The sequence below is a fragment of the Azohydromonas australica DSM 1124 genome (assembly GCF_000430725.1).
Lineage (GTDB): Bacteria > Pseudomonadota > Gammaproteobacteria > Burkholderiales > Burkholderiaceae_C > Azohydromonas > Azohydromonas australica.
Map to the genome: position 1 here is coordinate 120,823 of NZ_AUMO01000045.1, position 25,961 is coordinate 146,783.

At 69.9% G+C, this 25,961-nt stretch carries 23 protein-coding genes, 3 tRNA genes and 1 riboswitch; of the genes, 7 read left to right on the forward strand and 19 right to left on the reverse strand.

Going from position 1 to position 25,961, the window contains the following annotated elements; all coding sequences use genetic code 11:
• Nucleotides 1–78 precede the first annotated feature (78 nt).
• On the forward strand, nucleotides 79–2,001 hold the full coding sequence (locus H537_RS41870; protein ID WP_051242179.1) for a bifunctional metallophosphatase/5'-nucleotidase: 1,923 nt from the start codon (nucleotides 79–81) through the stop codon (nucleotides 1,999–2,001).
• Between the two features lie 36 nt (nucleotides 2,002–2,037).
• Here the strand turns inward: H537_RS41870 and H537_RS0108595 are convergent, their stop codons facing one another.
• The 10 genes from H537_RS0108595 to H537_RS0108640 all read right to left on the reverse strand — a co-directional run bounded on the left by H537_RS0108595 (nucleotide 2,038) and on the right by H537_RS0108640 (nucleotide 12,864).
• Complete coding sequence (locus H537_RS0108595; protein ID WP_028997592.1) at nucleotides 2,038–2,469, reverse strand: PaaI family thioesterase; 432 nt, start codon at nucleotides 2,467–2,469, stop codon at nucleotides 2,038–2,040.
• A gap of 122 nt (nucleotides 2,470–2,591) precedes the next feature.
• Nucleotides 2,592–3,242, reverse strand: a complete 651-nt coding sequence (gene leuE, locus H537_RS0108600; protein WP_028997593.1) for a leucine efflux protein LeuE — start codon at nucleotides 3,240–3,242, stop codon at nucleotides 2,592–2,594.
• A 180-nt stretch (nucleotides 3,243–3,422) separates the two neighbouring features.
• On the reverse strand, nucleotides 3,423–3,653 hold the full coding sequence (locus H537_RS0108605) for a hypothetical protein (RefSeq protein ID WP_028997594.1): 231 nt from the start codon (nucleotides 3,651–3,653) through the stop codon (nucleotides 3,423–3,425).
• Nucleotides 3,654–3,764: 111 nt separating this feature from the next.
• Nucleotides 3,765–4,673, reverse strand: coding sequence for a coiled-coil domain-containing protein (locus H537_RS0108610; protein ID WP_156901546.1), 909 nt, complete (start codon nucleotides 4,671–4,673; stop codon nucleotides 3,765–3,767).
• A 70-nt stretch (nucleotides 4,674–4,743) separates the two neighbouring features.
• Complete coding sequence (locus tag H537_RS0108615) at nucleotides 4,744–6,516, reverse strand: coiled-coil domain-containing protein (protein WP_211234981.1); 1,773 nt, start codon at nucleotides 6,514–6,516, stop codon at nucleotides 4,744–4,746.
• A 395-nt stretch (nucleotides 6,517–6,911) separates the two neighbouring features.
• Complete coding sequence (locus tag H537_RS0108620) at nucleotides 6,912–8,114, reverse strand: ammonium transporter (RefSeq protein ID WP_028997597.1); 1,203 nt, start codon at nucleotides 8,112–8,114, stop codon at nucleotides 6,912–6,914.
• Nucleotides 8,115–8,340: 226 nt separating this feature from the next.
• Complete coding sequence (locus H537_RS0108625; RefSeq protein ID WP_043458425.1) at nucleotides 8,341–8,694, reverse strand: Spx/MgsR family RNA polymerase-binding regulatory protein; 354 nt, start codon at nucleotides 8,692–8,694, stop codon at nucleotides 8,341–8,343.
• On the reverse strand, nucleotides 8,691–9,188 hold the full coding sequence (locus tag H537_RS41875; RefSeq protein WP_043458426.1) for a hypothetical protein: 498 nt from the start codon (nucleotides 9,186–9,188) through the stop codon (nucleotides 8,691–8,693). The genes H537_RS0108625 and H537_RS41875 overlap by 4 nt, the downstream gene beginning before the upstream one ends.
• A 43-nt stretch (nucleotides 9,189–9,231) precedes the next feature.
• A complete protein-coding gene (locus H537_RS0108635) occupies nucleotides 9,232–11,625 on the reverse strand; it encodes a heavy metal translocating P-type ATPase (protein ID WP_028997599.1) in 2,394 nt (797 codons plus the stop codon).
• A 108-nt stretch (nucleotides 11,626–11,733) separates the two neighbouring features.
• Nucleotides 11,734–12,864 (reverse strand): PQQ-dependent sugar dehydrogenase, encoded by a 1,131-nt coding sequence (locus tag H537_RS0108640; RefSeq protein ID WP_084150526.1) that lies wholly within the window; start codon nucleotides 12,862–12,864, stop codon nucleotides 11,734–11,736.
• 289 nt (nucleotides 12,865–13,153) lie between these two features.
• Between H537_RS0108640 and H537_RS0108645 the strand changes: the two genes are divergently transcribed.
• A complete protein-coding gene (locus H537_RS0108645) occupies nucleotides 13,154–13,963 on the forward strand; it encodes a universal stress protein (RefSeq protein ID WP_028997601.1) in 810 nt (269 codons plus the stop codon).
• A 335-nt stretch (nucleotides 13,964–14,298) separates the two neighbouring features.
• Here H537_RS0108645 and H537_RS0108650 read toward each other — a convergent pair whose 3' ends face one another.
• From H537_RS0108650 to H537_RS56490, 9 genes are all read right to left on the reverse strand, one after another.
• Entirely contained in the window at nucleotides 14,299–14,685 is a 387-nt protein-coding gene (locus H537_RS0108650; protein ID WP_028997602.1) for a VOC family protein, read from the reverse strand.
• Nucleotides 14,686–14,845: 160 nt separating this feature from the next.
• Nucleotides 14,846–14,921 (reverse strand) — tRNA-Lys (locus H537_RS0108655).
• A gap of 46 nt (nucleotides 14,922–14,967) precedes the next feature.
• Nucleotides 14,968–15,043 (reverse strand) — tRNA-Lys (locus tag H537_RS0108660).
• A gap of 20 nt (nucleotides 15,044–15,063) precedes the next feature.
• Nucleotides 15,064–15,139 (reverse strand) — tRNA-Lys (locus H537_RS0108665).
• 155 nt (nucleotides 15,140–15,294) lie between these two features.
• Nucleotides 15,295–16,095, reverse strand: a complete 801-nt coding sequence (locus H537_RS0108670) for a tRNA threonylcarbamoyladenosine dehydratase (RefSeq protein ID WP_051242181.1) — start codon at nucleotides 16,093–16,095, stop codon at nucleotides 15,295–15,297.
• Between the two features lie 5 nt (nucleotides 16,096–16,100).
• Nucleotides 16,101–16,865 carry a tol-pal system protein YbgF gene (gene ybgF, locus H537_RS0108675; protein ID WP_028997604.1) on the reverse strand — a complete coding sequence of 255 codons (765 nt, stop codon included), beginning with the start codon at nucleotides 16,863–16,865 and terminating at the stop codon, nucleotides 16,101–16,103.
• Nucleotide 16,866: 1 nt separating this feature from the next.
• The gene (gene pal / locus H537_RS0108680) at nucleotides 16,867–17,403 is read right to left on the reverse strand and encodes a peptidoglycan-associated lipoprotein Pal (protein ID WP_028997605.1); all 537 of its coding nucleotides are present in this window, start codon (nucleotides 17,401–17,403) and stop codon (nucleotides 16,867–16,869) included.
• Nucleotides 17,404–17,494: 91 nt separating this feature from the next.
• On the reverse strand, nucleotides 17,495–18,790 hold the full coding sequence (gene tolB / locus H537_RS0108685) for a Tol-Pal system beta propeller repeat protein TolB (protein ID WP_028997606.1): 1,296 nt from the start codon (nucleotides 18,788–18,790) through the stop codon (nucleotides 17,495–17,497).
• 140 nt (nucleotides 18,791–18,930) lie between these two features.
• The gene (locus tag H537_RS56490; RefSeq protein ID WP_028997607.1) at nucleotides 18,931–20,889 is read right to left on the reverse strand and encodes a methyl-accepting chemotaxis protein; all 1,959 of its coding nucleotides are present in this window, start codon (nucleotides 20,887–20,889) and stop codon (nucleotides 18,931–18,933) included.
• 285 nt (nucleotides 20,890–21,174) lie between these two features.
• A riboswitch (ZMP/ZTP riboswitch) is annotated at nucleotides 21,175–21,313 on the forward strand.
• A gap of 76 nt (nucleotides 21,314–21,389) precedes the next feature.
• Between H537_RS56490 and glyA the strand changes: the two genes are divergently transcribed.
• The 5 genes from glyA (at nucleotide 21,390) to H537_RS0108715 (ending at nucleotide 25,875) form a co-directional block, all read left to right on the forward strand.
• Nucleotides 21,390–22,640, forward strand: a complete 1,251-nt coding sequence (gene glyA / locus H537_RS0108695) for a serine hydroxymethyltransferase (protein ID WP_028997608.1) — start codon at nucleotides 21,390–21,392, stop codon at nucleotides 22,638–22,640.
• A 101-nt stretch (nucleotides 22,641–22,741) separates the two neighbouring features.
• Nucleotides 22,742–23,179, forward strand: a complete 438-nt coding sequence (gene nrdR, locus H537_RS0108700) for a transcriptional regulator NrdR (RefSeq protein ID WP_028997609.1) — start codon at nucleotides 22,742–22,744, stop codon at nucleotides 23,177–23,179.
• 113 nt (nucleotides 23,180–23,292) lie between these two features.
• Nucleotides 23,293–23,865, forward strand: a complete 573-nt coding sequence (locus H537_RS41880; RefSeq protein ID WP_051242183.1) for a GspH/FimT family pseudopilin — start codon at nucleotides 23,293–23,295, stop codon at nucleotides 23,863–23,865.
• 7 nt (nucleotides 23,866–23,872) lie between these two features.
• Nucleotides 23,873–24,583: a prepilin-type N-terminal cleavage/methylation domain-containing protein gene (locus tag H537_RS0108710; protein ID WP_028997610.1), complete on the forward strand. Its 711-nt coding sequence runs from the start codon at nucleotides 23,873–23,875 to the stop codon at nucleotides 24,581–24,583.
• Nucleotides 24,571–25,875, forward strand: a complete 1,305-nt coding sequence (locus H537_RS0108715) for a hypothetical protein (protein ID WP_156901548.1) — start codon at nucleotides 24,571–24,573, stop codon at nucleotides 25,873–25,875. The genes H537_RS0108710 and H537_RS0108715 overlap by 13 nt, the downstream gene beginning before the upstream one ends.
• Nucleotides 25,876–25,961 lie beyond the last annotated feature (86 nt).

Genomic DNA, 25,961 nt, shown 5'->3' on the forward strand with positions numbered 1-25,961 from the left:
AGCAGGCGCCGGGCGCTTCACGCCGCCGTCACGCGCCCTCGCCACAGTGGGTGCGGAACCCTCCGCCCAAGGCCGCCCATGCGACTCCAGCCCCTGCCCTTCGCCCTGCTGGCCGCGCTCGCCGCGGCGGGCCTCCCCGGCTGCTCCAGCACCGACGCTTCCGGCCCGCCCGCCCCGAGCTTCACCGTCAAGGTGATCGGCTTCAACGACTACCACGGCCACCTGCAGTCGCCGGGCAGCTTCGGGGTGAATGCCGCCGTGCCGGCGGCGAGCCGGCCGGCCGTGGGTGGGGCGGACTACTTGGCCGCCTACGTCGAGAAGCTGAAGGCGTCCCAACCGCTCAACGTCGTGGTGGGCGCGGGCGATTTCATCGGCGCGTCGCCGCTGGTGTCGGCGCTGTTCCACGACGAGCCGGCGGTGGAGACGCTCAACCACATCGGCGTGGAATTCAACGCCGTGGGCAACCACGAGTTCGACAAGGGCCGCGCCGAGCTGCTGCGACTGCAAAACGGCGGCTGCAAGCTGGTGAACGGCGCCGCCGACCCCAACAGCTGCCGCGGCCTGGGCTCGGCCCGGCCGGGCGGCTTCGACGGCGCGAAGTTCCAGTGGCTCTCGGCCAACGTGGTGGACACGGCCAGCGGCCGGACGCTGCTGCCGGCCTACGGCATCAAGACGTTCAACGGCGTCCAGGTCGCCTTCATCGGCATGACGCTCAAGGGCACGCCCGGCATCGTCTCGCCGGCCGGCGTGGCGGGGCTGGAGTTCAGGGACGAGGCCGACACCGTCAACGCGCTGGTGCCGGGCCTTCGCGCGCAGGGCATCGAGGCGATCGTGGTGCTGGTGCACCAGGGCGGCATGCAGGGCGGCGGCCTGGGCGACATCAACGGCTGCGTAGGCGACCTGCGGAACGCCGACGGCAGTGACTCCGAACTGGGGAAGATCGTCCGGCGGCTGGACGACGCGGTGGACCTGGTGGTCAGCGGCCATACCCACGCGGCCTACAACTGCTCGGCCAACACGGTGGACGTGATCGGCACGGCCGCCGCCCCGGTGAGCACGCCGCGCGCGACGGGCCTGCCCAACGCCGCCGGGCGCCTGGTGCCCGCGACCAGCGCCGGCGCCCTGGGCCGGGTGCTGACGGACATCGACATCACCATCGACCCGAACCGGCGCGACATCGTGGCCGTGTCGCCGCGCAACGTGCTGGTGGACCGGACCGACCCCGCCATCACCGCCAGCGCGCTGCTCAAGCGGGTGGTGGACGGCTACGCGGCGCTGGTGGCACCCGTGTCGGCGCAGGTGGTGGGCCACGTCGCGCGGGCGATGCCGGCGACGGCGAACGCGGCGGGCGAGATGCCGGCAGGCGACCTGATAGCCGATGCGCAGCTCGCCGCGACGCAGCCCGCGGCGCAGGGCGGCGCGGAGATCGCCTTCATGAACCCGGGCGGCGTGCGCAGCCCGGGCTTCGACATTTCGGGTGCCGCCTATCCCTACGCGGTGAGCTACGGCGACGCCTTCACCGTGCAGCCCTTCGGCAACACGCTAATGACGCTGAACCTGACGGCGCAGCAGCTCAAGAACCTGCTGGAGCAGCAGTTCGCCGGCTGCCAGGGCCAGGCCACGACGCGCCTCCTGCAGGTGTCCAACGGCTTCAAGTTCACCTGGAAGGCGAGCGCGCCGGCCTGCGCCAAGGTGACCGACGTGCGCCTGACGCGCATGGACCTGAACGCCACGCCGCCGGTGGCGCTGGCGGCCGAGGAAGTGATCGTCGCCAATGGCTTGGTGCTGGCTCCCTCAAAGCTCTATCGCATCACCGTGAATAACTTCATCCAGTCCGGCGGGGATGGGTTCACGGTGCTGGCCGGCGGTACGAACGTGCTGGGCGGGGGGCAGGATATTGATGCGCTGGTGGGTTATCTCGGGAAATTCAAGGCGCCGCGGGGGGCGTATGAGCCGGCGGAGGTGGAATTCAATATTCCGAGGATTACGTTGGTGCCTTGAGAGCAGAAAGGCTGCAACAGCTCATGTTTGGCATCCTCAGCGCTGCGACGCCAACACCATCTGCGTACACCGAAACAACGCAATCGTCTTCCCGGTAGCTTCGTCGGTGACCACCGCATCCCAGACCTGCGTCGTTTTTCCAAGGTGCTGGGCGGTCGCGACGCAGGCAATACTCCCCTCCCTCACCGTCCCGAGGTGGTTGCTTTTCAGCTCGATGGTGGTGAAGGAGGCGGCGCCTTCGGGCAAATGCGCAATGGTGGCGTAGCCGCAGGTGGTGTCGGCCAGGGCGACGACGCTGGCCGCGTGCAGGAAATTGTTGGGCGCGAAGTGGAGCTGCTTCACCGGCATGCGGCTGCGCATGCTGCCTTGGCTGAGCTCCAGCATCTCGATGCCGAGGTAGCCGGGCAGGTATTCCTGGCCGCGCTCGTTCAGCAGCTCGATGGAAACGTCGGGTCGGAGTTTGGACATGGTTTCCTCACATGCAGTTTCTCGACAGGCAACGCCCGGCGGCGTTTCAGCGCCTGTCCTTCGACAAGCTCAGGACGAACGGGTGATGGATCATTTCGCGAACCCTGCGAATCTCGCCGCCCTTATCTCAACGTCGCTCCCGCCAGCTTCACCCCGAAGCCGATGAAGGCCGCGCCCACGCCGCCCGTGCCCGCGGCCGAGAGCTTGCGATGGCGCCGGAACTGCGCCGCCAGCTTCGCGCCGGCGAATATCAGCACCGTGAGATAGACCGCGCTGCAGAGCTGCACGATCAGCCCCAGGATCAGGAACGACAGCGCCGGGTGCTCATAACCCGGCGCCACGAACTGGATGAAGAAGGACACGAAGAACAGGATCGCCTTCGGGTTCATCAGGCTGATGACCAGCGCGGTGCGGAAAGGCCGGCTGCCCTTCTCTTCCGAAATATCGCTGGCCGTGTCCGCCTCCTTGGTGCGCCAGCCCTGCCAGCCGGCCTTGAGCAGCTTGAATCCCAGCCAGGCCAGATACGCGGCACCGGCGTATTTCAGCGCGTAGAACAGCAGCGGATTGCTGTGCAGCAGCCCGGCCACGCCGGTGGCCGAGAGGATCATGAGAATGGCGTCGCCCAGGAAAATGCCGCAGGCGCCCCGGTAGCCCTGCGCCACGCCGCGGCGCGAGGCCACCGTCATCACGTAGACGGAATTGGGCCCTGGCAGGAGCACGATGAAGATGGTGCCGAGGATGAAAGTGCTGAGGTCGGTGATGCCGTAGGTCATCGGCTCATTCTCTCAGCACTCCTGAAGTACCCGCCGCGACTGCGGCAGCACTTCGCGCCTTCCTGTGGGCGATCCTGGGCCTGCACCGGTGCAGACCGATGGCCGCAGCCACGGCCCCGAGGTACGGCAAGCAGCGGCCACCGGGGCCGCTGCCGGACAAGGCCTCAGCCCCTGGACCGCTCAGATCTCATAAACCTTGCCGCCCGTCGGCACACCCTGGCCGCTTCGATAATCGCTGCCCACGACGACCGCCGTCGGCTGGATATGGTTGAACTGCGCGTAATTGGCAATCGCGGCCTGGGTGAAGGCGCCGGACTCCGCATGGCTGACGTGAGGCTGCGATTGCTTGCGGTAGTAGGTGATTCTCTCGGTATTCGCAGAGGTCATTGACTGGGTCATGTAGAGGGCCATGATTTCTCCGTATTGGACAGGTTTTCAGGTGATGGCTTTGCTTCGCCCCCGGCACGGATCTGCGTTGCCGGTACGGCTGCACCATGCCGGGGTCGTTGCGGGGTGTGCCGGTCAGGCGGCTTCGAGCTCGGGGGCTTGGACAACCAACTCGTCGAATTTCTCCAGGGAACGCCGGAGCGAAATCAGGTCTGCCCCCGTGCCGTCGAAATCGATGATGGTCGGCCTCTCGTTATCGAGTTGCTGGACGACATCGAGAACGTCTTCGATGCGACGCCCTACCTGCTGCGCCATGATCAGCAGCCGGCCATAGAACAAGGCCACGTCCGTGAAGTAAGCGAGTTTTTGCCGAGAGATTCCCTGCTGCTCGTGGAGTTCGGCCTCCCGGTGCTGCAACTCATCCAGCAGCGCCAGGGACGATGCCTTCTTTGCGGATAGCTGATCCAGGAGCTGCCCGGCATTGCGCAGCCCCTCATGGTCATGCCGCATGGCCTCGTTGAACCTGGAAAGCTCCTCGCTCAATGAGCGAATGCGCCCAGCATCATCTTCCACCAGGGCGGCGATGCCCATGACGGCCCGATCGAGTCCGAGGCAAAAAATCGAACGGATGATGCTGCCCGCCGAGTCATCGTTGAGCTCCCGGAGCTTGGCTTGGTGATGCTGCAGCTCGATCTGTGCCCTGTCGATTTGCTCCATCAGCGCATTGACGTGCTCGTGCAAGGCAGCCATATCGGCTTGATCCTTGGAAATCTCCACGGTGAGCGCATCAATGTTCTTTTGAAGCGCAAGCGCACTGTCCCTGATCTCGCCTTCGCGCTGAATGATGCCGGCCACGTCAGCGGCGATGCGCTGCTGCAGCACCTGGCTTTCCTTCTCCTTGCTTTCCGCGCAGGCACTCAGAAATTGGATCTGATCCGTGATGGACTGGATATTCGCCTCGGCAGCCTCCCTTTGCTGATCCTTCAGGAGCCCGGCCGACTGCTTCAGCGCCAGCCATACGGTTGCGAAACTTGCTTGTTGCACTGATCCCATATCACCTCGTCAAGAAGCTCATCAGGCGTCCCGGTGTTTGCAGACACCGGGATGGCAGTGCTCAGGTGGCCTCGGCGTGCTCAATCACCGCCCGCTGCTGCTCCAGCTCGACAGTGACTTGGCGCGAAGCCTGCAGGCTCTTGCCGACGATGACTTCCAGGTTCCTGGCCAGCTCCGGCGCCTTGCGGATCGCCTCGTCGATGGTGGGCGACTGCTGCAGGTAGTGAACAGCCTTTTTCTGCGCTTGGTCCGCAGCCAGCACATACTCATCCGAGAGCCCGTTCACGGCCACCCACTGGCAGAGATAGCTGAAGAACATCCTCATAAAACGAGGGTCGCGATATTCACGAATCCGTTCCTCGGAGCTGAGCCCGGCGTCAGGGTCGGTGAGATCCTTGATTTCCTGCTGGAAACCCTTGCTGGACATGCGGTCGCAGTAGGCCGACATCTGGTCCCAAAACAGGCTGGCATTGGTCAGGGTACCGATGATCTTGCCCAAGGCCTCCACAGCAGCATGCAGGGAATTGACCGACAGCGCGGCATCCCCCTCCTCGGCCTTCAGGTTCTTGATGCTCTCGGCATATTCCGCCAGGGCCACCAGCGACTTGCGCTTTTCCTTTTCCAGTTCCAGTTTTTGGTTCAGATACTTCATCTTCTCCTGGTGGATGGACTCCTCCGCGGAGGCCGCCGCTGCCGCCATCTGGCCGGTGCTCTTGGCCAGGTTCTGCAAGGCCACTCCTGCGGCGGCATACGCCGCCGTGGCGTCCTTGGCGGTTTTCTCCAGCATCTGAACCTTGTCGCTCACGCCAGCCAGCTCGGTATGGGCCGTGGCCAGCTCATCCTGTTTGGCCTCGCGCTGGTCTTTCAAGGCCTGGAGCTCGTCTTCCTTGACAGACGCGTCCTGCTCCTTGTCGGCAATCTTCTTGTTCAGCCTTTCCAGCTCATTCTTGAGCTTGTTGACCTTGCTCTGCTTTTCCGTCTGCTGGTCCTTCATTTCCAGCAGTTTCTGCTGCGCGTCGTCGGAGTGCTTCTTCTTGTCGTCCGCATCCTTCTTGGCCTGGGTCGCCGCCGCGTCGTCCGAGGAAGAGGACGAGGCCCCGCCAGACAGCAGCGTGCCTAGCGGATTCCTCGCCGCCGCATACGCCCCCAGGCCTGCCCCGATGGTGCTGGTAATGGCCGACACCAGGCTCATGGCCAGTGCCTTGGCCGATTCCTTTTCCTCCCGGGCCTTGGCCTCGTTGTACAGCGTCTGCATGTCCGAGATCTGTCCTACCAGTTCCGTCTGGTTGGCCTGTTCGGCTTTCTGCTTGGCCACCATTTCCTTCTCGGCCTTCTCGGCGGCGAGTTGCTTGTCGCGCTGGCTGGCTTCCGCCTCAATGGTGTTGGAGCGTGCCTTGGTCGATTCGACCTGCAATTGCTTGAATTGCTCTGCCAGTCCACCAGCAGCCTTGGACATGCTGGCCGACGATTCCGAGCAATGCGCCAGCTTCATCACAGCCAGTTTTTCGTTGCCGCGCGTGAGCCATTTGTAAGTCTGGATGAGCTGCTCGATGATGCTGTGCGTTTCCACCTGGAAAGTGGACATCGTCTTGAGGCATTCATTGCACAGCAGGGCCAGGCGGCTTTGCAGTGTGGCGATTTCCGCCTGAATAGTGCCGCCCTTGGCGCCGGCCACGCCGTTGTACGCCACATAAAACAACTCCACTGACAGGTAGAGGTTCTCCGTGACATCCTTGAGGCTCAACTGGCGCAGAATGCTTTGAACCTCCTGCTGCACCAACTGATCCTCATATTGAGGCGCGGCGCTCAGGCTGTAAGGTTTGCCATTGATCACCAGGGTATCCTGGTCCTGGCTGACAGTGATATCTGACATTTCCGTTCCGTTCCTAAAGTGACCATGGGTTCCAAACTGCAGTCGGCAGCATTGTCCGATCAGGAGCAGCGCTGGCAACAAACAGCATGCCGGGCTTTTCTGTAGTTGGTCTCAGAGCCAGACAATACGATGCACTACCGCAGCTTCGGTACTTGGGGCATTCGACATCCAGCGCGAAGCCTGGCAATCACGGGTCGCGCCTATATTCACGACAACACCGTAACTCATTGTAAGCACAGTTCAATACGGACCGTCAATACGCGCGAGCGGCCCATAAAAAAACCGCCCTGCGGGCGGTTTTTCCAAGCGTTGCGGCCGCTGCGGTGGGCCCCCGGCGGCGCGCTGCAACGACCAGCTCACCAGCTCGGCTCGCGCTCCGGCGTGGCGCCGATGCGGTGGATGGAGAGGTCCGCGCCGTCGTACTCCTCCTCCTGCGACAGCCGCAGCCCCACCGCCATGCGCAGCAGGCCATACACCAGCGCACCGGCCCCGAAGGCCCACGCCACGCCGGCCAGGGTGCCCAGCAGCTGCGTCAGGAAGCTCACGCCGCCCAGCCCGCCCAGCGCCGTCGAGCCGAAGATGCCCGCCGCGATGCCGCCCCAGGCACCGCACAGCCCGTGCAGCGGCCACACGCCCAGCACATCGTCCACCTTCCAGCGGTTCTGTGTCAGGGTGAACATGAGCACGAAGATGGCGCCGGCCACGCCGCCCACCACCAGCGCGCCGGCCGGGTGCATCAGGTCCGAGCCCGCGCACACCGCGACCAGCCCGGCCAGCGGGCCGTTGTAGGCGAAGCCCGGGTCGTTGCGGCCCATCAGCACCGCCACCAGCGTGCCGCCCACCATCGCCATCAGCGAGTTCACCGCCACCAGGCCGGACACCTTGTCGATGGTCTGCGCGCTCATCACGTTGAAGCCGAACCAGCCCACGGCCAGCACCCACGCGCCCAGCGCCAGGAAGGGAATGCTCGACGGCGGGTGCGCGCTCATCGCGCCGTCCTTCTTGTAGCGGTTGTTGCGCGGGCCCAGCCACAGCACCGCCGCCAAGCCGATCCAGCCGCCCACGGCGTGCACCACCACGCTGCCGGCGAAATCATGGAATTCGGCGCCGCCGATGCTCTTCATCAAGTCCTGGAAACCAAACTTGTTGGCCCACACCGCGCCTTCGAACATCGGGTAGAAAAAACCCACCAGCACCGCCGTGGCCAGCAATTGGGGATGAAACTTCGCCCGCTCCGCAATGCCGCCGGACACGATGGCCGGAATCGCCGCCGCAAAGGTCAGCAGGAAAAAGAATTTCACCAGCTCGTAGCCATTCTTCGCCGCCAGCACTTCCGCGCCGCTGAAGAAATTCACGCCATAAGCCAGCGTGTAACCCACGAAGAAATAGGCGATGGTGGACACCGCGAAATCCACCAGGATTTTCACCAGCGCATTGACCTGGTTCTTCTTGCGCACCGTGCCCAGTTCCAGGAACGCAAAGCCCGCATGCATCGCCAGCACCATGATGGCGCCCAACAAAATGAACAGGGCATCCGTGCCCTGCTTGACCTGATCCATCCGTCTCCCCCAACCAGCGTTAAACCGTCGATCCCGCACCACTCACAGGCGGCGATGCACCGTTTACGCAAGTTCGGTGCCCGCTTTGGTGCAAACAATTAACGGACGGATGCACCGCGGCGCGGCACGGGGCGACGAGGAGAACGGACTTGGTGCGCACCGTGGTGCACACACGCACCATCACGGCGCGCACGCACCAGGGCGTGACGGCATCAGGCGCCGGTACTCAGCCCAGGCGCTCTTGCCAGGCCGCCGGGTCGAAGCCCGCGGTCACGCGCCCGTCGGGCCACTCCACCACCGGACGCTTGATCAGGCTGGGCTTGAGCTGCAGCAGCGCCAGCGCGCCCTCGGCGGCGTCGGCGCCGGCGCGCTGGGCGTCGTCGAGCTGGCGCCAGGTGGTGCCGCGCCGGTTCACCAGCACGTCCACGCTGCCCAGCGCTTCGCTCCAGCGCCGCAGCAATGCCTCTTCGGGCGGGCTCTTCTTGAAATCGATGAATTCATGCGGCCGGTCCTGGCCGTTGAGCCAGGTGCGGGCGCGCTTGACGGTGTCGCAGTTGGGAATGCCGTGCACTCGAATCACAAACCACCAAACCTTTCATTGCGTTCACAGCGGGGATCGGGGCCGTAGGCGGCGTCCTTCACGGTGTCCCCCACCACCGACACCTGCCACCACAGGCAGAAGGGCCCTTCGAAGCGGTAGCTCCACACCTGCCCCGGCTGCCAGCCCCCGCCGCGGATCTGCGCCGGGCGGCCGATGCGGCGCAGCATCTCCTGCACCGGCATCTCGGGCGTGATGGCGTTGAATTCCTTCTCCTCCATCACCTGCTTCCAGGCCAGCACGCGGCCTTCGCGGTCGAGGTCGATCATGTAGGTGTGCAGCCCCATCGGCCCGCGCGCGTATTCCAGCCGCGTGCCGCCGTCGGGGTTGGCATAGCGCCCGGTGGGCGCGCCGCCCATGAGCTTCTCCACCTCGGCCGCACCCATGCCGGGCTGGACCTTGGTGGGGGCGTAGGTGGCGCAGGCGCTCAGGAGCAGCGCGGCCAAGGGCGCCAGGGAAATCAGGAATCGGTTCATCGTTTCAGCCTCCATGCGGGCATGCGTTGCCGCCCCCGCCCGCTCAGCGTCCCGGCCGCCAGCGCCGCAGCGTCAGGGCATTGGCGACGACGCTGACGCTGCTGAAGGCCATGGCGGCGCCCGCGATCACCGGGTCCAGCAATCCGAAGGCCGCCAGCGGCAGGCCCACCAGGTTGTAGACGAAGGCCCAGAACAGGTTCTGGCGGATCTTCGAGTAGGTGCGGCGCGAGATGTCCACCGCGTCGGCCACCAGCGCCGGATCGCCGCGCATGAGCGTGACGCCCGCGGCATGCATCGCCACGTCGGTGCCGGTGCCCATGGCGATGCCCACGTCCGCGGCGGCCAGCGCCGGCGCGTCGTTGATGCCGTCGCCCACCATGCCCACCCGCCCGCGCGCGCGCAGCCCCGCCACGATGGACGCCTTGTCCTGCGGCAGCACCTCGGCGCGCACGTCGTCCAGCGACAGCGCGCGGCCCACGGCGCCGGCGCTGCCGGCGTTGTCGCCGCTGACCAGCACGGTCCACACGCCCATGGCGCGCAGCCGCTCCACCGCCCGGCCGGCCGAGGGTTTCAGCGCGTCCCCGAAAGCCAGCAGGCCCAGCAGCCGCGCCCGGCCGTCGCGCACCTCGGCCAGCCACGACACCGTGCGCCCCTCGTCCTGCAGCTGCTGCTGCCGCGCCGCCAGCGGCGCCAGGTCCACGCCCAGCTCCGACATCCAGCGCGCGCTGCCCAGGCGCAGCTCGCGCCCGTCCACGCGGGCCTCCATGCCGCGCCCGGCCACGGCGCGCAGCCCGGCGGCCTCGGCCGGCCGCAGGCCGCGCTGCGCCGCCGCCACCTGCACCGCGTGCGCCAGCGGGTGCTCGCTGTGCGCCTGCAGCGCGGCGGCCAGGGCCAGCAGCGCGTCGGCATCCCCGCCGGGCACGGGCTCGCAGGCCAGCAGGTCGGGCCGGCCCTGCGTGAGCGTGCCGGTCTTGTCGAAGGCCACCACCGCCAGCGCGTGCGCCACCTCCAGCGCCTCGGCATCCTTGATCAGGATGCCGTGCCGCGCCGCCACGCCCGTGCCGGCCATCAGCGCCGCGGGCGTGGCCAGGCCCAGCGCGCACGGGCAGGCGATTACCAGCACCGCCACGGCGTTGAGGATGGCCCGCTCCCAGTCCTGCGTGACCAAACCCCAGCCCAGCAGCGTCAGCAGCGACAGCCCGAGCACCACCGGCACGAACACGGCACTGACACGGTCCACCAGGCGCTGGATCGGCGCCTTGGCCGCCTGTGCCGACTCCACGAGCCGCACGATGCGCGCCAGCGTGGACTCCGCCCCCACCGTGGTGGCGCGCACCAGCAGCCGGCCTTCGGCGTTGACGGCGCCGCCGGTGACGCGGTCGCCGGGCTGCTTCGCCACCGGCAGGCTCTCGCCGGTGATCAGCGACTCGTCCACCTGGCTGGCGCCCTCGACGATCTCGCCGTCCACGGCGATGCGCTCGCCCGGGCGCACCACCACCAGGTCGCCGCTGCGCACCTGCGCCAGGGGCAGCTCCTGCTCGCTGCCGTCCTCGCGGCGCACGCGGGCGGACTCGGGGCGCAGCGCCTGCAGCGCGCGGATGGCCGCAGTGGTTTGGCGCTTGGAGCGCGCCTCCAGCCACTTGCCCAGCAGCACCAGCGCGATCACCACCGCCGAGGCCTCGAAGTACAGGTGCATGCCGCCGGTGAGCAGCAGGTACACGCTCAGGCCGTAGGCGGCGGAGGTGCCCAGCGCCACCAGCAAATCCATGTTGCCGCTGCCCGCGCGCAGCGCCTTCCAGCCCGCCCGGTAGAAGCGCGCGCCCAGCACGAACTGCACCGGCGTGGCCAGCAGCCACTGCAGCCAGCCCGGCAGCATCCAGTGCGCGCCCCACAGCAGCCCCACCATGGGCAGCGCCAGCGGCAGGGCGAGCGCCAGCGCGGCGATCACGGGCCGGGCGTCGGCGCCCGCGGCAGGGCGGCGCGCGGCGGCGCCAGCGTCGTCCTCCTGCACGGGGAAGGCCTTGTAGCCGGCGCGCTCCACCACCGCCACCAAGGCGGCCACATCCGGCTCGCGCGCGGCCAGCACCACCTCCGCCTGCTCGGTGGCGAGGTTGACGCTGGCGGAGATGACGCCTGGCTGGCGCGAGAGCACGCGCTCCACGCGCGCGCTGCAGGAGGCGCAGGTCATGCCCTCCACGCGCAGCCGCACCACCTGCTCGCTGACGCGGTAGCCCGCGCGCTGCACCGCCGCGCGCAGCGCCTGCAGCGGCACCGGCGCCTCGGCCTGCACGCTGGCGGCCTCGGTGGCAAGGTTGACGCTGGCCTGCCGCACCCCCGGCACCGCCGCCAGCGCCTTCTCCACCCGCGTGACGCAGGAGGCGCAGCTCATCCCTTCAATGGGCAGCGAACACACGGCCGTGGCGTTGGAAGCACTCATGCCGGGGATTGTGTCGCGCAGGTGCTTTCAAGGAGCCGTCAGGCTTTTGGCGCTCCCGGACGGTTTGACATGCGGCAAGAAGACGGCAGGTGCATCGGCAACCGTTTGTCACCCCAGCCGCAGCAGCCGCCCGTCCCCGCTGTCGGTGAGCAGCCAGATGCGCCCGTCCGGCCCCTGGCGCACGTCGCGGATGCGCTCGCCCAGGCCCGCCAGCAGCCGCTGCTCGCCCGTGACGCGATCGCCGTCGAGGGTGAGCCGCAGCAGCCGCTGCGCCTTGAGCGTGCCGATGAGCAGGCTGCCCTTCCAGCCCGGGTAGCGGTCGCTGGTGACGAAGGCCATGCCGCTGGGCGCCACCGAGGGCACCCAGGTGCGCAGCGCGGGCGCGACGTCGGCGCGGGTCTCGCCCTGGCCGATGGCGGCGCCGCTGCCGTACTCGCGCCCGGCCGTGACCACCGGCCAGCCGTGGTTCTTGCCGCCGGTGACGACGTTGAGCTCGTCGCCGCCCTGCGGCCCGTGCTCGTGCGTCCACAGCGCGCCGGTCACGGGATGCAGCGCCGCGCCCTGCACGTTGCGGTGGCCCCAGCTCCAGATCTCGGGCCGCGCGCCGCGCCGGTCGAGCAGCGGGTTGTCGCGCGGCACCGAGCCGTCGGGGGCGATGCGCACGATCTTGCCGAGGTGGTTCGAGAGGTCCTGCGCGTCGTCGCGGCGCGAGAAGCGGTCGCCCAGGGTGATGAAGAGGTTGCCGTCGCGGCCGAACACCAGCCGGCCGCCGAAGTGCGCGCTGCTGGCGACCTTGGGCTCCTGGCGGAACACCACCTGCACCTCGCGCAGCCGCTCGCCGTCGAGCACGGCGCGCGCCACGGCCGTGCCGTTGCCGCGGCCGTTGGGCGCGGGCTCGCTGAAGCTGAAGTACAGGGCGCGGCTGGAGGCGAAATCGGGCGCGGGCACCACGTCCAGCAGGCCGCCCTGCCCGTCCGCGTCCACGGCCGGCACGCCCTGCAGCGGCGCGCCCGGGCGCCCGTCGGCCACCACGCGCAGCCGGCCGGCCTTCTCGGTCACGAGCATCCGCCCATCGGGCAGGAAGGCCAGGCTCCACGGCCGCTCCAGGCCGCGCGCGACGGTCACCACTTCGGGTTCTTCACCCTGCGCGCGCAGCGAGGGCACGGCGCCCAGGCCGCCGAGCAGCGTGGCGCCCAGCAGCGCACGGCGGGTGGGATGGCAAGGAATGTCGGTCTTCATCGGCGGTGCTCCGGCAAGCTCAGAAGCGGGCGATGGTGCCCCGGGGCCTGCGGGGCCGTGGACGGCGGGGGCATGCGGGGCACCGCGCGGCGGCAGGAGCGCACGCCGCCGTGGCGGCGCCGTCACGCCGCGCCGGGGGCGCTTGATCCAGCGCAAGCGCGGCGGGGCGGCGGCTTCCTAAATTGGCCCCGGGCCGGTGGGGCGGTCGTCATGACACGAACCACCTGATCGCCCCGCGCTCCACGGCGCACCGGCCCGCCATGCAACCGCTGAAGAGGGAAACCCTTACATGAGCCCCATTGCTTCCATCCTGCTGCACGTCGATCCCTCGCCGCGCTGCGCCGCGCGCATCGGCGTGGCCTCGGCGCTGGCCAAGCGGCTGGATGCCACCGTGACCGCGCTCTACACCGCCGCGCCGCTGCTGCCCGGCGCCCGCCGGATGCTCTCCGAAGGCCAGGGCCTGGTGCTGGCACCGGCGCTGGATGCCGAGCGCCGCGCCCAGGCGCGCGCGCTGTTCGACAGCGCCGATGCCGGCGCGCTGGTGCGCTGGGCCGAGACCGGTGCCGACCAGCCGCTGGTGCCCTCCTTCGTGCGCCAGGCGCTGGTGCACGACCTGGTGGTGATGGGCCAGTTCGACCGCGAGGACGCGGCCGGCCCGGGCGTGCCGGCGGACTTCGTGGAGACGGTGGCGCTGGACAGCGGCCGCCCGGTGCTGTCGGTGCCCTATGCCGGCCGCTTCACCGACGTGGGGCAGCGGGTGCTGATCGCCTGGAAGCCCACGCGCGAGTCCGCGCGCGCCGTGGCCGCGGCGCTGCCGCTGCTGCAGCAAGGCGCCGAGGTGCACGTGGCGAGCTGGGGCGGCGACCCGCACGAGCTGGAGCCGCTGCTGCGCCGCCACGGCATCGAGGCCGAGTACCACCGCGAGGGCCCGGCGCCGCACGAGATCGGCGACGCGCTGCTGTCGCTGGCGGCCGACGTCGGCGCCGACCTGCTGGTGATGGGCTGCTACGGCCACAGCCGCGCCCGCGAGCTGATGCTCGGCGGCGCCAGCCGCACCGTGCTGCAGTCCATGACGGTGCCGGTGCTGCTGGCGCATTGATGTGATGCCCGAGGCTGCCTCTTTATGAGGCAGCCCCAGCCAACCGTTGAGGAATCAAGCACTTGCGCGCGCTGTGGGCAGCCGGCTCACAGACTTGTCCACAGAAGGTGGGGACAGGCGCCGGCGCAGCGCGCCCTGTTACAGGTCAGCAAAGAAGCCGGAGCCGCAGCGCGATATCCGGCGAATTGCCGCTTTTTTCAGCACGGCAATTCGCCGCTTGATATTTCAAGCACTTAGCGGCGGTTTAGGCAGTGCGCCCACAGAGTTGTCCACAGAGGATGGGGAAACCCTGAGGCGGCATTTGCAGTCTGGCAGTATCAAGCGACGGTTTTACTTCAGCCGCCGCCACTGCCATAAGGCCGGGTCAATATCTCGAGGTTGTGCCCGTCCGGGTCGCTCCAATACAGGCCGCGGCCACCGTCGCCGTGGTTGATCTGGTTCAGGCGCCGGTGGCCCGGGTCGGCCCAGTACGGCAGCCCGCGCGCGCGGATGCGCTCGAAAACCTGGTCGAACTCGGCTTCGCTGAGCAGGAAGGCGTAGTGCTCGACCAGCGGCACGTCGTCGCTGTCGAGGAAATCCAGCGTCACGCCGTTGGCCAGCTCCACGCCGTGGAAGGGCCCGAAGCGCACCGGCTCGCCCAGCCCCAGCAGCTCCGCCAGGAAGCGCGCCGACGCGGCGGCGTCGCGGGCGTGGACGATGGTGTGGTTCAGCTGGATCGCCATGGCGCGTCTCCCGCACGGCAAGGATTTGCATGCCGGCCATGCTAGGTGCGCGCCGGAAGCCCTGGCGCCAGGAGTCGCTTGGACGAGTCCTTCGGAAAATCGACGCCCAAAGCGAAACAGCCCGCAGTATTTCTACTGCAGGCTGTTTGCGATCTTATTTTGGTGGGCCCTGAGTGACTCGAACACTCGACCTACGGATTAAGAGTCCGCTGCTCTACCAACTGAGCTAAGAGCCCTGAAAATTCAGGAATTCATTATAACGCAATTTCATCGGGGTTTGTTTGGTGGGCCCTGAGTGACTCGAACACTCGACCTACGGATTAAGAGTCCGCTGCTCTACCAACTGAGCTAAGAGCCCCCGATCAAACCTCGCGAAACTGGTGGGTTGTGCAGGATTCGAACCTGCGACCTACGGATTAAAAGTCCGCTGCTCTACCAACTGAGCTAACAACCCATCAGCTCAACGCTCCGTTCGACCAACTGCTTGATCAACGAATCGTCGTCTGCGAAGCCTCGCATTCTAGCAATGTTTTTTGGCTTTGCAAAGCCCCGAGCACTTTTTTGTGTGCCCCTGCGCAGGTGGATGCCCGCGCAACGTCCGCGGCACCTTCAGCGCCGCGCCAGCACCAGCCGCGTGAGTTCCGCAGCGGCCACCAGGCCGAAGGTGGCGGTGACGGTGACGCTGGAGCCGTAGCCGTGGCAGTTGAGGCTGCCGTCCACCGAGCAGGCGGCGTCCGCAGGCGGGCGCACGCTCTCGCGCGAGAACACGCAGCGCACGCCGATGGCGCCCTGGCGCGGCGCGCCCAGCTTGCGCAGGCGCTGGCGCAGGCCCGCCAGCAGCGGGTCGTGCGTGGTCTCCGCCAGGTCCTCCACCTCCACCAGCTGCGGCTGCAGCTTGCCGCCGGCCGCGCCCACGCTGACGAAGGGCACGCGCTCGCGCAGCGCCCAGTCCGCCAGCGCCAGCTTGGCGCGCGACTGGTCGCAGGCGTCGATGAGCCCGTCCACCGGATGCGGCAGCAACGCCGGCCAGTTGCCGGGCTCGACGAAATCCTCCACGCCGTGCACCACGCAGCCCGGGTGGATGTCGGCGATGCGCGCACGCAGCGCTTCCACCTTGGCCATGCCCACCGTGGCGCCCAGCGCCTGCACCTGGCGGTTGATGTTGGACTCGGCCACGTGGTCCAGGTCGATGAGCGTGAGCGAGGCCACGCCGCAGCGTGCCAGCGCCTCCACCGCCCAGGAGCCCACGCCGCCCACGCCCACCACCGCCAGCCGCGCGCCGCGCAGCCGCGCGTAGGCCTGCTCGCCGTGCAGGCGGCGCAGGCCGCCGAAGCGGCGCTCGTCGTCGGCCTCGTCCAGCGGACCGGCCCCGGGCGGCAAGTGCTGCACGTCGCCTTGGGCCGCCGCCATGGGCGTCACTTCAGCGCAGCCAGCCGCTCACGGCCGGCCACCGCCGCCTCGGACTGCGGGTACTTGGTGACCAGCTCGTTGAGCGTGGCGCGGGCGCCCTTGGTGTCCTTGGCCTCGGCCTGCGCGTTGGCCGCGGCCAGCAGCGCCTCGGCAGCGCGCGGGTGCTGCGGCGCCGCCGCGACGAAGGCGCGGAAGGTGGCGATCGCCTCCTTGTAATCGCGCTTGCCGTACTGGGCGTTGCCCAGCCAGAAGCGCGCGGCGTCGGCATAGCCGCTCTGCGGCCAGCGCTTGAGGAAGGCACCGAAGGCGTTGGCGGCGCCGGCGAAGTCGGCGTTGCGCATCAGCGCCACGGCCTCGTCGTACTGGCGCTTCTCGTCCGGATCGGCGCTGAACTCCTTGCCGTCGAGCGTGACCTTCTGCGGCTCGAACTTGCGCATGCGCTCGTCCACGCCCTGCGCGATGTCCTTCTGCCGGCGCTGCAGCTCGGCCACGTCGCGCGCGAGCTGCTCGTTGGTGCCGCGCAGCGTGGCCATCTCGGCGCGCTGGGTTTCGAGCTGGTTGTTGAGGTCCACCAGGCTGCGGCGCAGCTGCGTGAGCTGCTCCTGCATCTGCGCGTCCAGCGCCTTCTGCGCCTTGGCGGCGTCCTCGACCTGCTTGCGCAGCTCCAGGATGGCGCGCCGCGCTTCGTTGTCCGGAAACATCTCGGCGCGGGCCGCGGGCAGCGCCAACGCCAACGCCGCCGCCAGGGCCAGGAAGCGCGGGGCGTGCATGTCAGCGGTCCTTGATCTCGGCGCGACGGTTCTTGGCCCAGGCGCCTTCGTCGCTGCCCTGCACCGCCGGACGCTCCTCGCCGAAGCTCACCGGCTCCATCTGGGCGGCGTTGACGCCCAGCAGGGTCATGGAGCGCGCCACGGCCTCGGCGCGCTTCTGGCCCAGCGCCAGGTTGTACTCGCGGCCACCGCGCTCGTCGGTGTGGCCCTCGATGCTCACGCGCTTGCCCTTGTCGGCGTTCAGGCGCTTGGCCTGCGTCTCCACCACCGAGCGGTACTCGTCCTTGACCACGAAGCTGTCGAAGTCGAAGTACACGACGCGCGGCGCATTGGCTGCCGCGGCGTTCGGGTCCACGCTCACCGTCGTGACCTGCGACTGCGGCGCACCGCCCGCACCGGCGCCGGCACCCGCGTTGGCGTCGGCCGCCACGGGCGTGCGCGTCTCCACCGGGGTCTCGTTGAGCTTCACGCCCGAGGCGCAACCGGCCAGCAGGGCCGCCACTGCCAGCGCACCCAGGCTGCCACGCATTGCATTCATCGTTTCCACTCCTTGACGAAAAAATAAAAAGGGATTCTGACTCAAAGCCCGTGGCGCCCCGCCAAGAACCGGGGCTGCCGCGGTTGCCGTCTCAACGACCGAAGGGGCCCCACACGGGCTCGCGCACGTCCAGGCCCGAGGACAGCAGCCGCGTCTTGATGCGGCCGTCCAGCGTGGTGGTCATGAGCACGTCGCGCCCGCCGCTGCGGGTGGCGTAGATGATCAGCCGGCCGTTGGGGGCGAAGCTGGGGCTCTCGTCGTCCGAGGTGTCGGTGAGCGCGCGCACGTCGCCGTTGCCGAGGTCCATCACCATCAGCTTGAAGGCACCGCCCTGGCGCGTGATGTAGGCCATGGAGCGCCCGTCGGGGCTGATGGCGGGGCTGATGTTGTAGCCGCCGTTGAAGGTCACGCGCTCCGGGCTGCCGCCGCCCGTGCCCATGCGGTAGACCTGCGGGCTGCCGCCGCGGTCGCTCACGAAGTAGATCTGGCGCCCGTCGGGGCTGAACACCGGCTCGGTGTCGATGGCGGAGCTGCTGGTCAGGCGCCGCACGTTGCCGCCGCTGCGGTCCATCAGGTGCAGCTGCGAGCCGCCCTCGCGCGAGAGCGTGAGCGCGATCTGGCCGCCGTCGGGAGACCAGGCCGGGGCGCTGTTGCTGCCGCGGAAGTCGGCCACCTTGCGCCGCGCGCCGCTGGAGATGTCCTGCACCCAGACCACGGCCTTCTGCGTCTCGAAGCTGACGTAGGCCAGCTCGCGCCCGTTGGGCGACCAGGCCGGCGAGATGATCGGCTCGGGGCTCGCCAGCGCGACCTGCCCGCCCTCGCCGTCGGCGTCCGTGACGCGCAGCGTGTAGCGGCCGGCGGCGCGCGTGACGTAGGCGATGCGGGTGGAGAACACGCCCTTCTCGCCCGTGAGCTTCTCGTAGATGGCGTCGGCCACGCGGTGCGCGGCCAGGCGCAGGTCGGCGCTGGGCACCGCGTAGGCCTGGCCGCCCAGGTCCTCGCCCTTGACCACGTCCCACAGCTTGTGGCGCACGTCGAAGCGGCCGTCGGCCAGGCGGCTCACCGAGCCCACCGCCAGCGCGTCCACGTTGCGGCCCTTCCACTCGCTCATCACCGGCAGCGCGCCCTCGTCGAGCACGCCCGGCGCCTCGATGGCGCGGAACAGGCCGCTGCGCTCCAGGTCGGCGCGCACGATCTCGCTGATGGGCTGGCCGCCGAGTTTTTCGTCGCGGAAGCGCCCGATGGCGATCGGGATCTGCGTCGCGCCGACGCCGCTGATCTCGACACGGAACTGCGCCAGCGCCGGCGCACCCGCCGCCGCGCCGAGCGCGGCCAGCACGGCACGCCGCCGCCAGCTGGGGCGGCTCAAAGCATCAGGAGTGGTCATGTAGGGAGGCAGGCAGCCAAAAGCCGCCGATTCTAGGCAAGCGAAGCGCCGGGCCCGGCGGCGCGTCATCGACTTCCGAGACAAGACAATCCGGTCCTGCCAGGAGCCTCCCGCTTTCGCGGGCCCGGGCCGCGCTGTGTTCAGGCCAGTGCTGCCGCGCGGCTGCTCACCCCTTCCGGCAGCCGGAACGCCGCCACCGCCTGCACCAGCTGCTCGGCCTGCTGCTGCAGGCTGCTGGCCGCGGCGGCGGACTCCTCCACCAGCGCGGCGTTCTGCTGCGTGGCGCGGTCGAGCTGCGTCACGGCCTCGTTGATCTGGCCGATGCCGTCGGCCTGCTGGTTGGTGGCGCTGTTGATGTCGGCGATGAGCTGCCGCACGCGCTCCACCTGGCCCACGATCTCGCCCATGGCCTGGCCGGCCTGGTCGGCCAGCGCGCTGCCGGCCTGGGCCTTGGTCAGGCTCTCCTCGATCAGACCCTTGATCTCCCGCGCGGCGCCGGCCGAGCGCTGCGCCAGCGTGCGCACCTCGCCCGCCACCACCGCGAAGCCGCGCCCGGCGTCACCGGCGCGCGCGGCTTCCACCGCGGCGTTGAGCGCCAGGATGTTGGTCTGGAACGCGATGCCGTCGATCAGCCCGGTGATCTGGGCGATCTTGTGCGAGGCGGCGTTGATCTCGCGCATCGTGCCCACCACCTGGCCCACGACCTCGCCGCCCTTGGAGGCGGCGCGGCTGGCGTCGCCGGCGAGCTGCGTGGCCTGCTGCGCCGTGTCGGCGCTGGTGTGCACGGTGGCCGACATCTGCTCCATGGAGGCGGCCGTCTCCTGCAGGCTGCTGGCCTGCGCCTCGGTGCGCTGCGACAGGTCGGCGTTGCCGCCGGCGATCTGGCGCGAGCCGGTGGCGATGAGGTCGGTGCAGCTGCGCACCGAGGACACCACGCGCGCCAGGCTGCCGTTCATGATGCCCAGCGCCTGCAGCAGCCGGCCGACCTCGTCGCGCCCACCGCCCTCGATGCGGTTGTTGAGGTCGCCCGCGGCCACGGCCTCGGCCAGGCCCAGCGCGTGGGCGATGGACTCGCTGATGCTGTGCGTGACGGCCCACATGATCCACAGCCCCAGCAGCAGCAGCCCGGCGGTGGCGCCCAGCAGCACCGCCAGCGCCTGGCGCGCGTGCGAGACGCTGTGCTGCAGCTGCGCTTCGAGCTGCTTGAGCGAGGCGTCGATAAGCGTGAACTGCTGGTCGATCACGCGCGTGATGCCGGCGCTGAACTCCGCCGCGGGCTGGGTCAGCGCCTCGGCGCGCACGATGCGCTCGTCCACCAGCTTGACCCCTTCCTCGGCGGCGGCACGCGCCGCGGCCAGCGGCGCGGCGATGGCCTGGCCCAGCGCGGCGTCGTGCTGCCCGGCCAGCGCCAGGGCCTTGGCGGCGTCGTCGGCGTAGCGGCGCGCCGTGACCATCAGCATGTCCACGCGCGCCTTCTGTTCCGGCGTGGCCTCGCCCTTGACCAGCAGCCGCACGCCCTGGGCGCGGGCCTGGCCCAGCGCCTCCGTCAGGCGCGGCAGCTGCGTGAGCACGCCGAGCTGCAGGAAGTAGCCCGGTGCATCCGGGTGCAGCACGATGCCGCTGGCGTTGGCCACGTCCTCCAGCAGCGCCAGCTCGCGGCCCACCAGCGCGGTGTGGCGCGCGAAGCTCTGCGGGCCGTCCACGCGCTGGCCGCCCACGTCGGCCGCCAGCGCCTGCCAGTCGCGCTCGATCTCGCCCACCGAGCCGGCGAGCCTAGCATCGCCCAGCGCCGCCACCGAGGCCTTGGCCTGGCCCAGCACGCCCTCCACCAGCGCCTGCTTCTCCTGTCGCGCCGGGGCCACCGAGGCGTCGCCGCCGAGCACGGCCGCCGACTGGCCGCGGTGCTGCTGCGTGAGCTGGACCAGGCGCAGCACGTCGCGCGCGGGGTCGATGCCCGCGAGCTCCGACTTCGCCAGGCCCAGCTGCTCCAGGAAGGTGTTGACCGCCAGCACGCACGGCAGCAGCGCCATCAGCGCCGCCACGGCGCCGATGAGCATGAACTTGTGGGCCAACTTCAGGTTGGCGAGGAACTGACGCATGAGGCGCTCTCCGCTGGGGGGTTCTTCGAGTTCGGTACGGCTTGCGGTGCCGCTGCCCGCGGCGTCCGGCGGCCTTCAGGCGCGCCGGGCCCCTTGGGCGTCGCGCTCCGCGCTACCGGCCAGGGCCGGGAAATCACGGATTGAGCAAAATCTAGTTACCAATGTCCGGACTGGCAATTCATTCGGCGCACCGGTTGAGCGGCGGTTGATGCGGCTCAAACCCGGGCCGTGACTAAAGTCCCGCGCCGGGCGTCGGGCCAAGAGCCACGGCGCCTCCGCTACACTGGCGGTCCGCGCGACTGGCGATAAGGGGCTTCTCCAAAAGCAAGCCCCGAGGTGGAGGACCACCGTGGAGCGCGGGCGGTTGAAGGGCATGCATTCATGTGTCCGCGGCCGTATCAAGCCGTTCGCCTGGGCAGCCCTTCTCGTCCGCGCCGCCGGAAAAAAGCATCGGCACGCGGCGGACGCCGGGACCTCCACACGCTTAGCCGAGGACTGCCATGTTCGACCGCACCCAATCCACCCTTGCCAACGTCGATCCCGAGCTGTTTGCCGCCGTTCAGGCCGAGAACCGCCGCCAGGAAGAGCACATCGAGCTCATCGCCAGCGAGAACTACACCTCGCCGGCGGTGATGGAAGCCCAGGGCTCGCAGCTCACCAACAAGTACGCCGAGGGCTATCCCGGCAAGCGCTACTACGGCGGCTGCGAGCACGTGGACGTGGTGGAGCAGCTGGCCATCGACCGCCTCAAGCAGCTCTTCGGCGCCGAGTACGCCAACGTGCAGCCCAACTCCGGCTCGCAGGCCAACCAGGGCGCCTTCTTCGCGCTGCTGCAGCCCGGCGACACGATCATGGGCATGAGCCTGGCCGAGGGCGGGCACCTGACGCACGGCATGCAGCTCAACATGAGCGGCAAGTGGTTCAAGGTGGTGAGCTACGGCCTCAACGCCCAGGAAGACATCGACTACGACGCGATGGAGCGCCTGGCGCACGAGCACAAGCCCAAGCTGATCATCGCCGGCGCCTCGGCCTTCGCGCTGCGCATCGACTTCGAGCGCTTCGCCAAGGTGGCCAAGGCCGTGGGCGCGTACTTCATGGTGGACATGGCCCACTACGCCGGCCTGGTGGCCGCGGGCGTCTACCCGAACCCCGTGCCGCATGCCGACGTGGTGACCTCCACCACGCACAAGAGCCTGCGCGGCCCGCGCGGCGGGATCATCCTGTGCAATGACGAGGCCATCGCCAAGAAGATCAACAGCGCGATCTTCCCCGGCATCCAGGGCGGCCCGCTGATGCACGTGATCGCCGGCAAGGCCGTGGCCTTCAAGGAGGCGCTGTCGCCCGAGTTCAAGGCCTACCAGGAGCAGGTGGTCAAGAACGCGCGCGTGCTGGCCGAGACGCTGACCGAGCGCGGCCTGCGCATCGTCAGCGGCCGCACCGAAAGCCACGTGATGCTGGTGGACCTGCGTCCGAAGAACCTCACGGGCAAGGAAGCCGAGGCGATCCTGGGCGCGGCCCACATCACCTGCAACAAGAACGGCATCCCCAACGACCCGCAGAAGCCGATGGTCACCAGCGGCATCCGCCTGGGCTCGCCGGCCATGACCACGCGCGGCTTCAAGGAAGAGGAAGCCCGCCTGACCGCGAACCTGATCGCCGACGTGCTGGACAACCCGCACGACGAGGCGACCATCGAGCGCGTGCGCGAGCAGGTCAAGGCGCTGACGAGCCGCTTCCCTGTCTACGGCTGATCCTTCGGGATTGCCGTTCGGGCTGAGCCTGTCGAAGCCCTGCCGCCCAACCATGGCGCAGGTCCTTCGGCAAGCTCGGAACGAACGGAGAAAGTGAATCCATGCGTTGCGTCTACTGCGGCCACGGCGAGACGCAGGTGGTCGAGACCCGCGAGACCGACGAGGCCGTGCGCCGGCGCCGGCGCTGCCAGAAGTGCGAGCGCCGCTTCACCACCTACGAGCGCGCCGAGATCACGCTGCCCACGGTCGTGAAGAAGGACGGCGCGCGCGTGGAGTTCGACCGCGCCAAGCTGCGCGCGTCGATGTCGCTGGCGCTGCGCAAGCGCCCGGTGAGCACCGAGCAGGTGGAAGCCGCGCTGGAGCGCATCCAGGAGCGGCTGCTGCAGGACGCCCAGCGCGAGGTTTCCACCGCGCGGCTGGGCGAGCTGGTCATGCGCGAGCTGCAGGCCCTGGACAAGGTCGCCTACGTGCGCTTCGCCTCGGTCTACCGCAGCTTCGAGGACGTGGACGAGTTCCGGCAGATCATCAAGGACATCTGAGCTGAGCCGGGCCGGGCGCGCCTGCGCCTCCTCCCGCCGACCAGTTCATTCCTCCCATGGCGCCCCGCGGCGCGGATGCCTACCCTGCGCGGCATCCACCTCCCGGGAGGCCCATGCGCACCATCCCCGCAGGTAGTTCCCGCACCAATCCGGCAGGCCGCCGCCATCGCGGCCTGAGCCTGGTCGAGAGCCTGGCCGTGCTGGCGGTGCTGGCCATCGCCGCCGGCGCCGCGCTGCCCGCCTTCACCGCCATGACCGAGGGCCGGCACCTGCAGGGCACGGCGGCGCAGTTCGAGGCCGACGTGCAGCTGGCCCACGCCAGCGCCACGCTGCGCTCGCGCTCGGTGCGGCTGAGCTTCTACGACAGCCCCGAAGCGCCGCGCTGCTGGCTGATCCACACCGGCGAGCCCGAGGACTGCCGCTGCGAGGCCGCCACCGGCACGGCCGCCTGCGAGGCCCCGGCGCAGCTGCTGCGCGCCAGCGTGCTGCCCGCGACGCTGCCGCTGCGCCTGCAGAGCAACGCGGCCTCGCTGCGCTTCAGCGCCACGCGCCACACCGTCACCCCGGCCGCCACGCTCACGCTGAGCACGCGCAGCGGCCGCAGCGTGCGGGAGATCGTGAGCGTCATGGGCCGCGTGCGCGGCTGCTCGCCCGACGGCGCGGTGTCGGGCTTCAGAAGCTGCTGAGGCCCGCATGCATCCCCACGCCACGCCGAGATCCAGCACGCGCGGGCTGACGCTGCTGGAGCTGCTGGTCGGCCTGTCCCTGGGCCTGTTCGTCGCCGCCGGCGCCACCACGCTGCTGAGCCAGTTCCTGGGCGAGAACCGCCAGCTGCTGCTGCGCATGCGGCTGGAGCAGCAGGCGCAGGCGCTGGCCGACGTGGTGCTGAGCGACCTGCGCCGCGCCGGCGTCTGGCGGCAGGCCGAGGACGGCATTGCCCGCGACGGGGCCGCAGCGCCCATGAATCCCTATGCCGCGCTGCAGGGCGCGGCGCCGGAAGCCGCGGTGGACACGCTGCGCTTCAGCTACGCCGACGGTCCCCTCCCCGAGGACACCGCACCCGGCGCGGAGCCCTCGGCGCAGGCGGGTTTCAGGCTGCGCGAGGGCATCGTGGACGCGCGGCTGGGCAACCGCTGGCAGCCGCTGACGGACCCGGCGCTGATGACCGTCACCGCCTTCGAGCTGACGCTGCGCCAGCGCGCGCTGGACCTGGAGCGCCATTGCGCGCGGCCACGCCCGCTGGGCCGGTGTCCGGGCAGCGGCACCTGCCCGCCGCGGCTGCTGCAGCGCCGCGTGGCGCTGCGGCTGGAGGCGCAGGCGGCGCGGGAGCCGACGATCCGGCATGGGCTGCAAGGCGAGGCGGCGCTGCGCAACGACGTGGTGGAGGGGGTGTGCCCGCAGTGAGCGCGGCACCGGCACCGCGCGGGCGCCAGCGCGGCGCCGTCGCCCTGCTCACCGTCCTGCTGCTGAGCGGCCTGGCCCTGCTCGCCAGCCTCTACGCCCACCGCGCGCTGCTGGCCGAGACGCGCGGCGTGGAGGTGCAGCGCCGCAGCGCGCAGGCGCTGGCGGCGGCGGAATCCGGGCTGTCGTGGGCGCTGGCGCAGCTCAACGCCGGCCGCGCCGATGCGGCCTGCCGCCCCGGCAGCGCCGCGGCCGACGAAGCGCTGCGCGACCGCCTGGTGGACGTCTCCCCCACCGGCCGCCTCGCGCCACGGCTGGACGCCGGCGGCGCCCCGCTGCGGGCCGGCTGCGCGCTGGAGGCCGATGGCGGCTGGCGTTGCCGCTGCAGCGGCGAAGGCGCGCCGGCCGCGGCCACGGCCACGGACGGGGAGCGGATCGCCTTCGACGTGCGCGTGGAAGCCGGCCCGTCCACCGGTCTGCTGCGCCTGGTCTCGCGCGGCTGCCTGGGCTGCGGCGACGGCGACCTGGACGCGCAGGCGCAGGTGCAGCAGCTGCTGGCGCTGGTGCCGGCACTCACCGGCCTGCCCGCCGCGCCGCTGACCGCGCGCGGCGCGCTGCGGCTGGACCCGATGGCGCCCCGCCTTTCCAGCCGCGAGCGCGACGCCCAAGGGCTGCTGCTGCATGCCGGCGGCCTGGTGGATGCGCCGGCCCTGCAGGGGCCGCAGCGCGACGACCCCGCCGCCCCGGCCAACGGCGGCCAGACCGGATCGCACGCTTCGCCGGACACGGCGCTGCCCGCCAGCCAAGTGGCGGACCAGGACGCCATCCTGCTGGCGCTGCCGCCCGGCCGTTTCCTGCACCGCTACCTGGGCCTGGAACCCGCGGACCTGTCCCACGCGCCTGCCGTGCGCACGCTGCGTTGCGACGGCGACTGCGCCGCCGGCCTGCGCGCCGCCGTGGCCGCCGGCGCGCGCCTGCTGTGGGTCGAAGGCGACCTGCTCCTGCCCTCGGGCTTGGCGCTGGGCAGCCCGGACACGCCCGTGCTCCTGGCCGTGCAGGGCCAGGCGCGGCTGGGCGCGGGCGTCGCGCTGCACGGGCTGCTGGCGGCGTCTTCGCTGCACTGGCAGGCGCGCTCGGGCGGCGATTTCATCCGGGGCGCGGTGCTGGTGGACGGCGACTGCTGCGAGGGCAGCGGCGCGCCGGCCATCGAGCGCGACGCCGCGCTGCTGCGCCGCCTGGCGTGGCAGGCCGGGCGCTACGTGCCGGTGCCGGGGAGCTGGAGGGATTACGAGTGATCCGCACTGCTGTCCGGGGAAATGTCCAGGCCGTGGCGTCTCGTGAGCCGAGCGGCTTCGCCCCCAGCCTCGTCACTCCCGCGCAG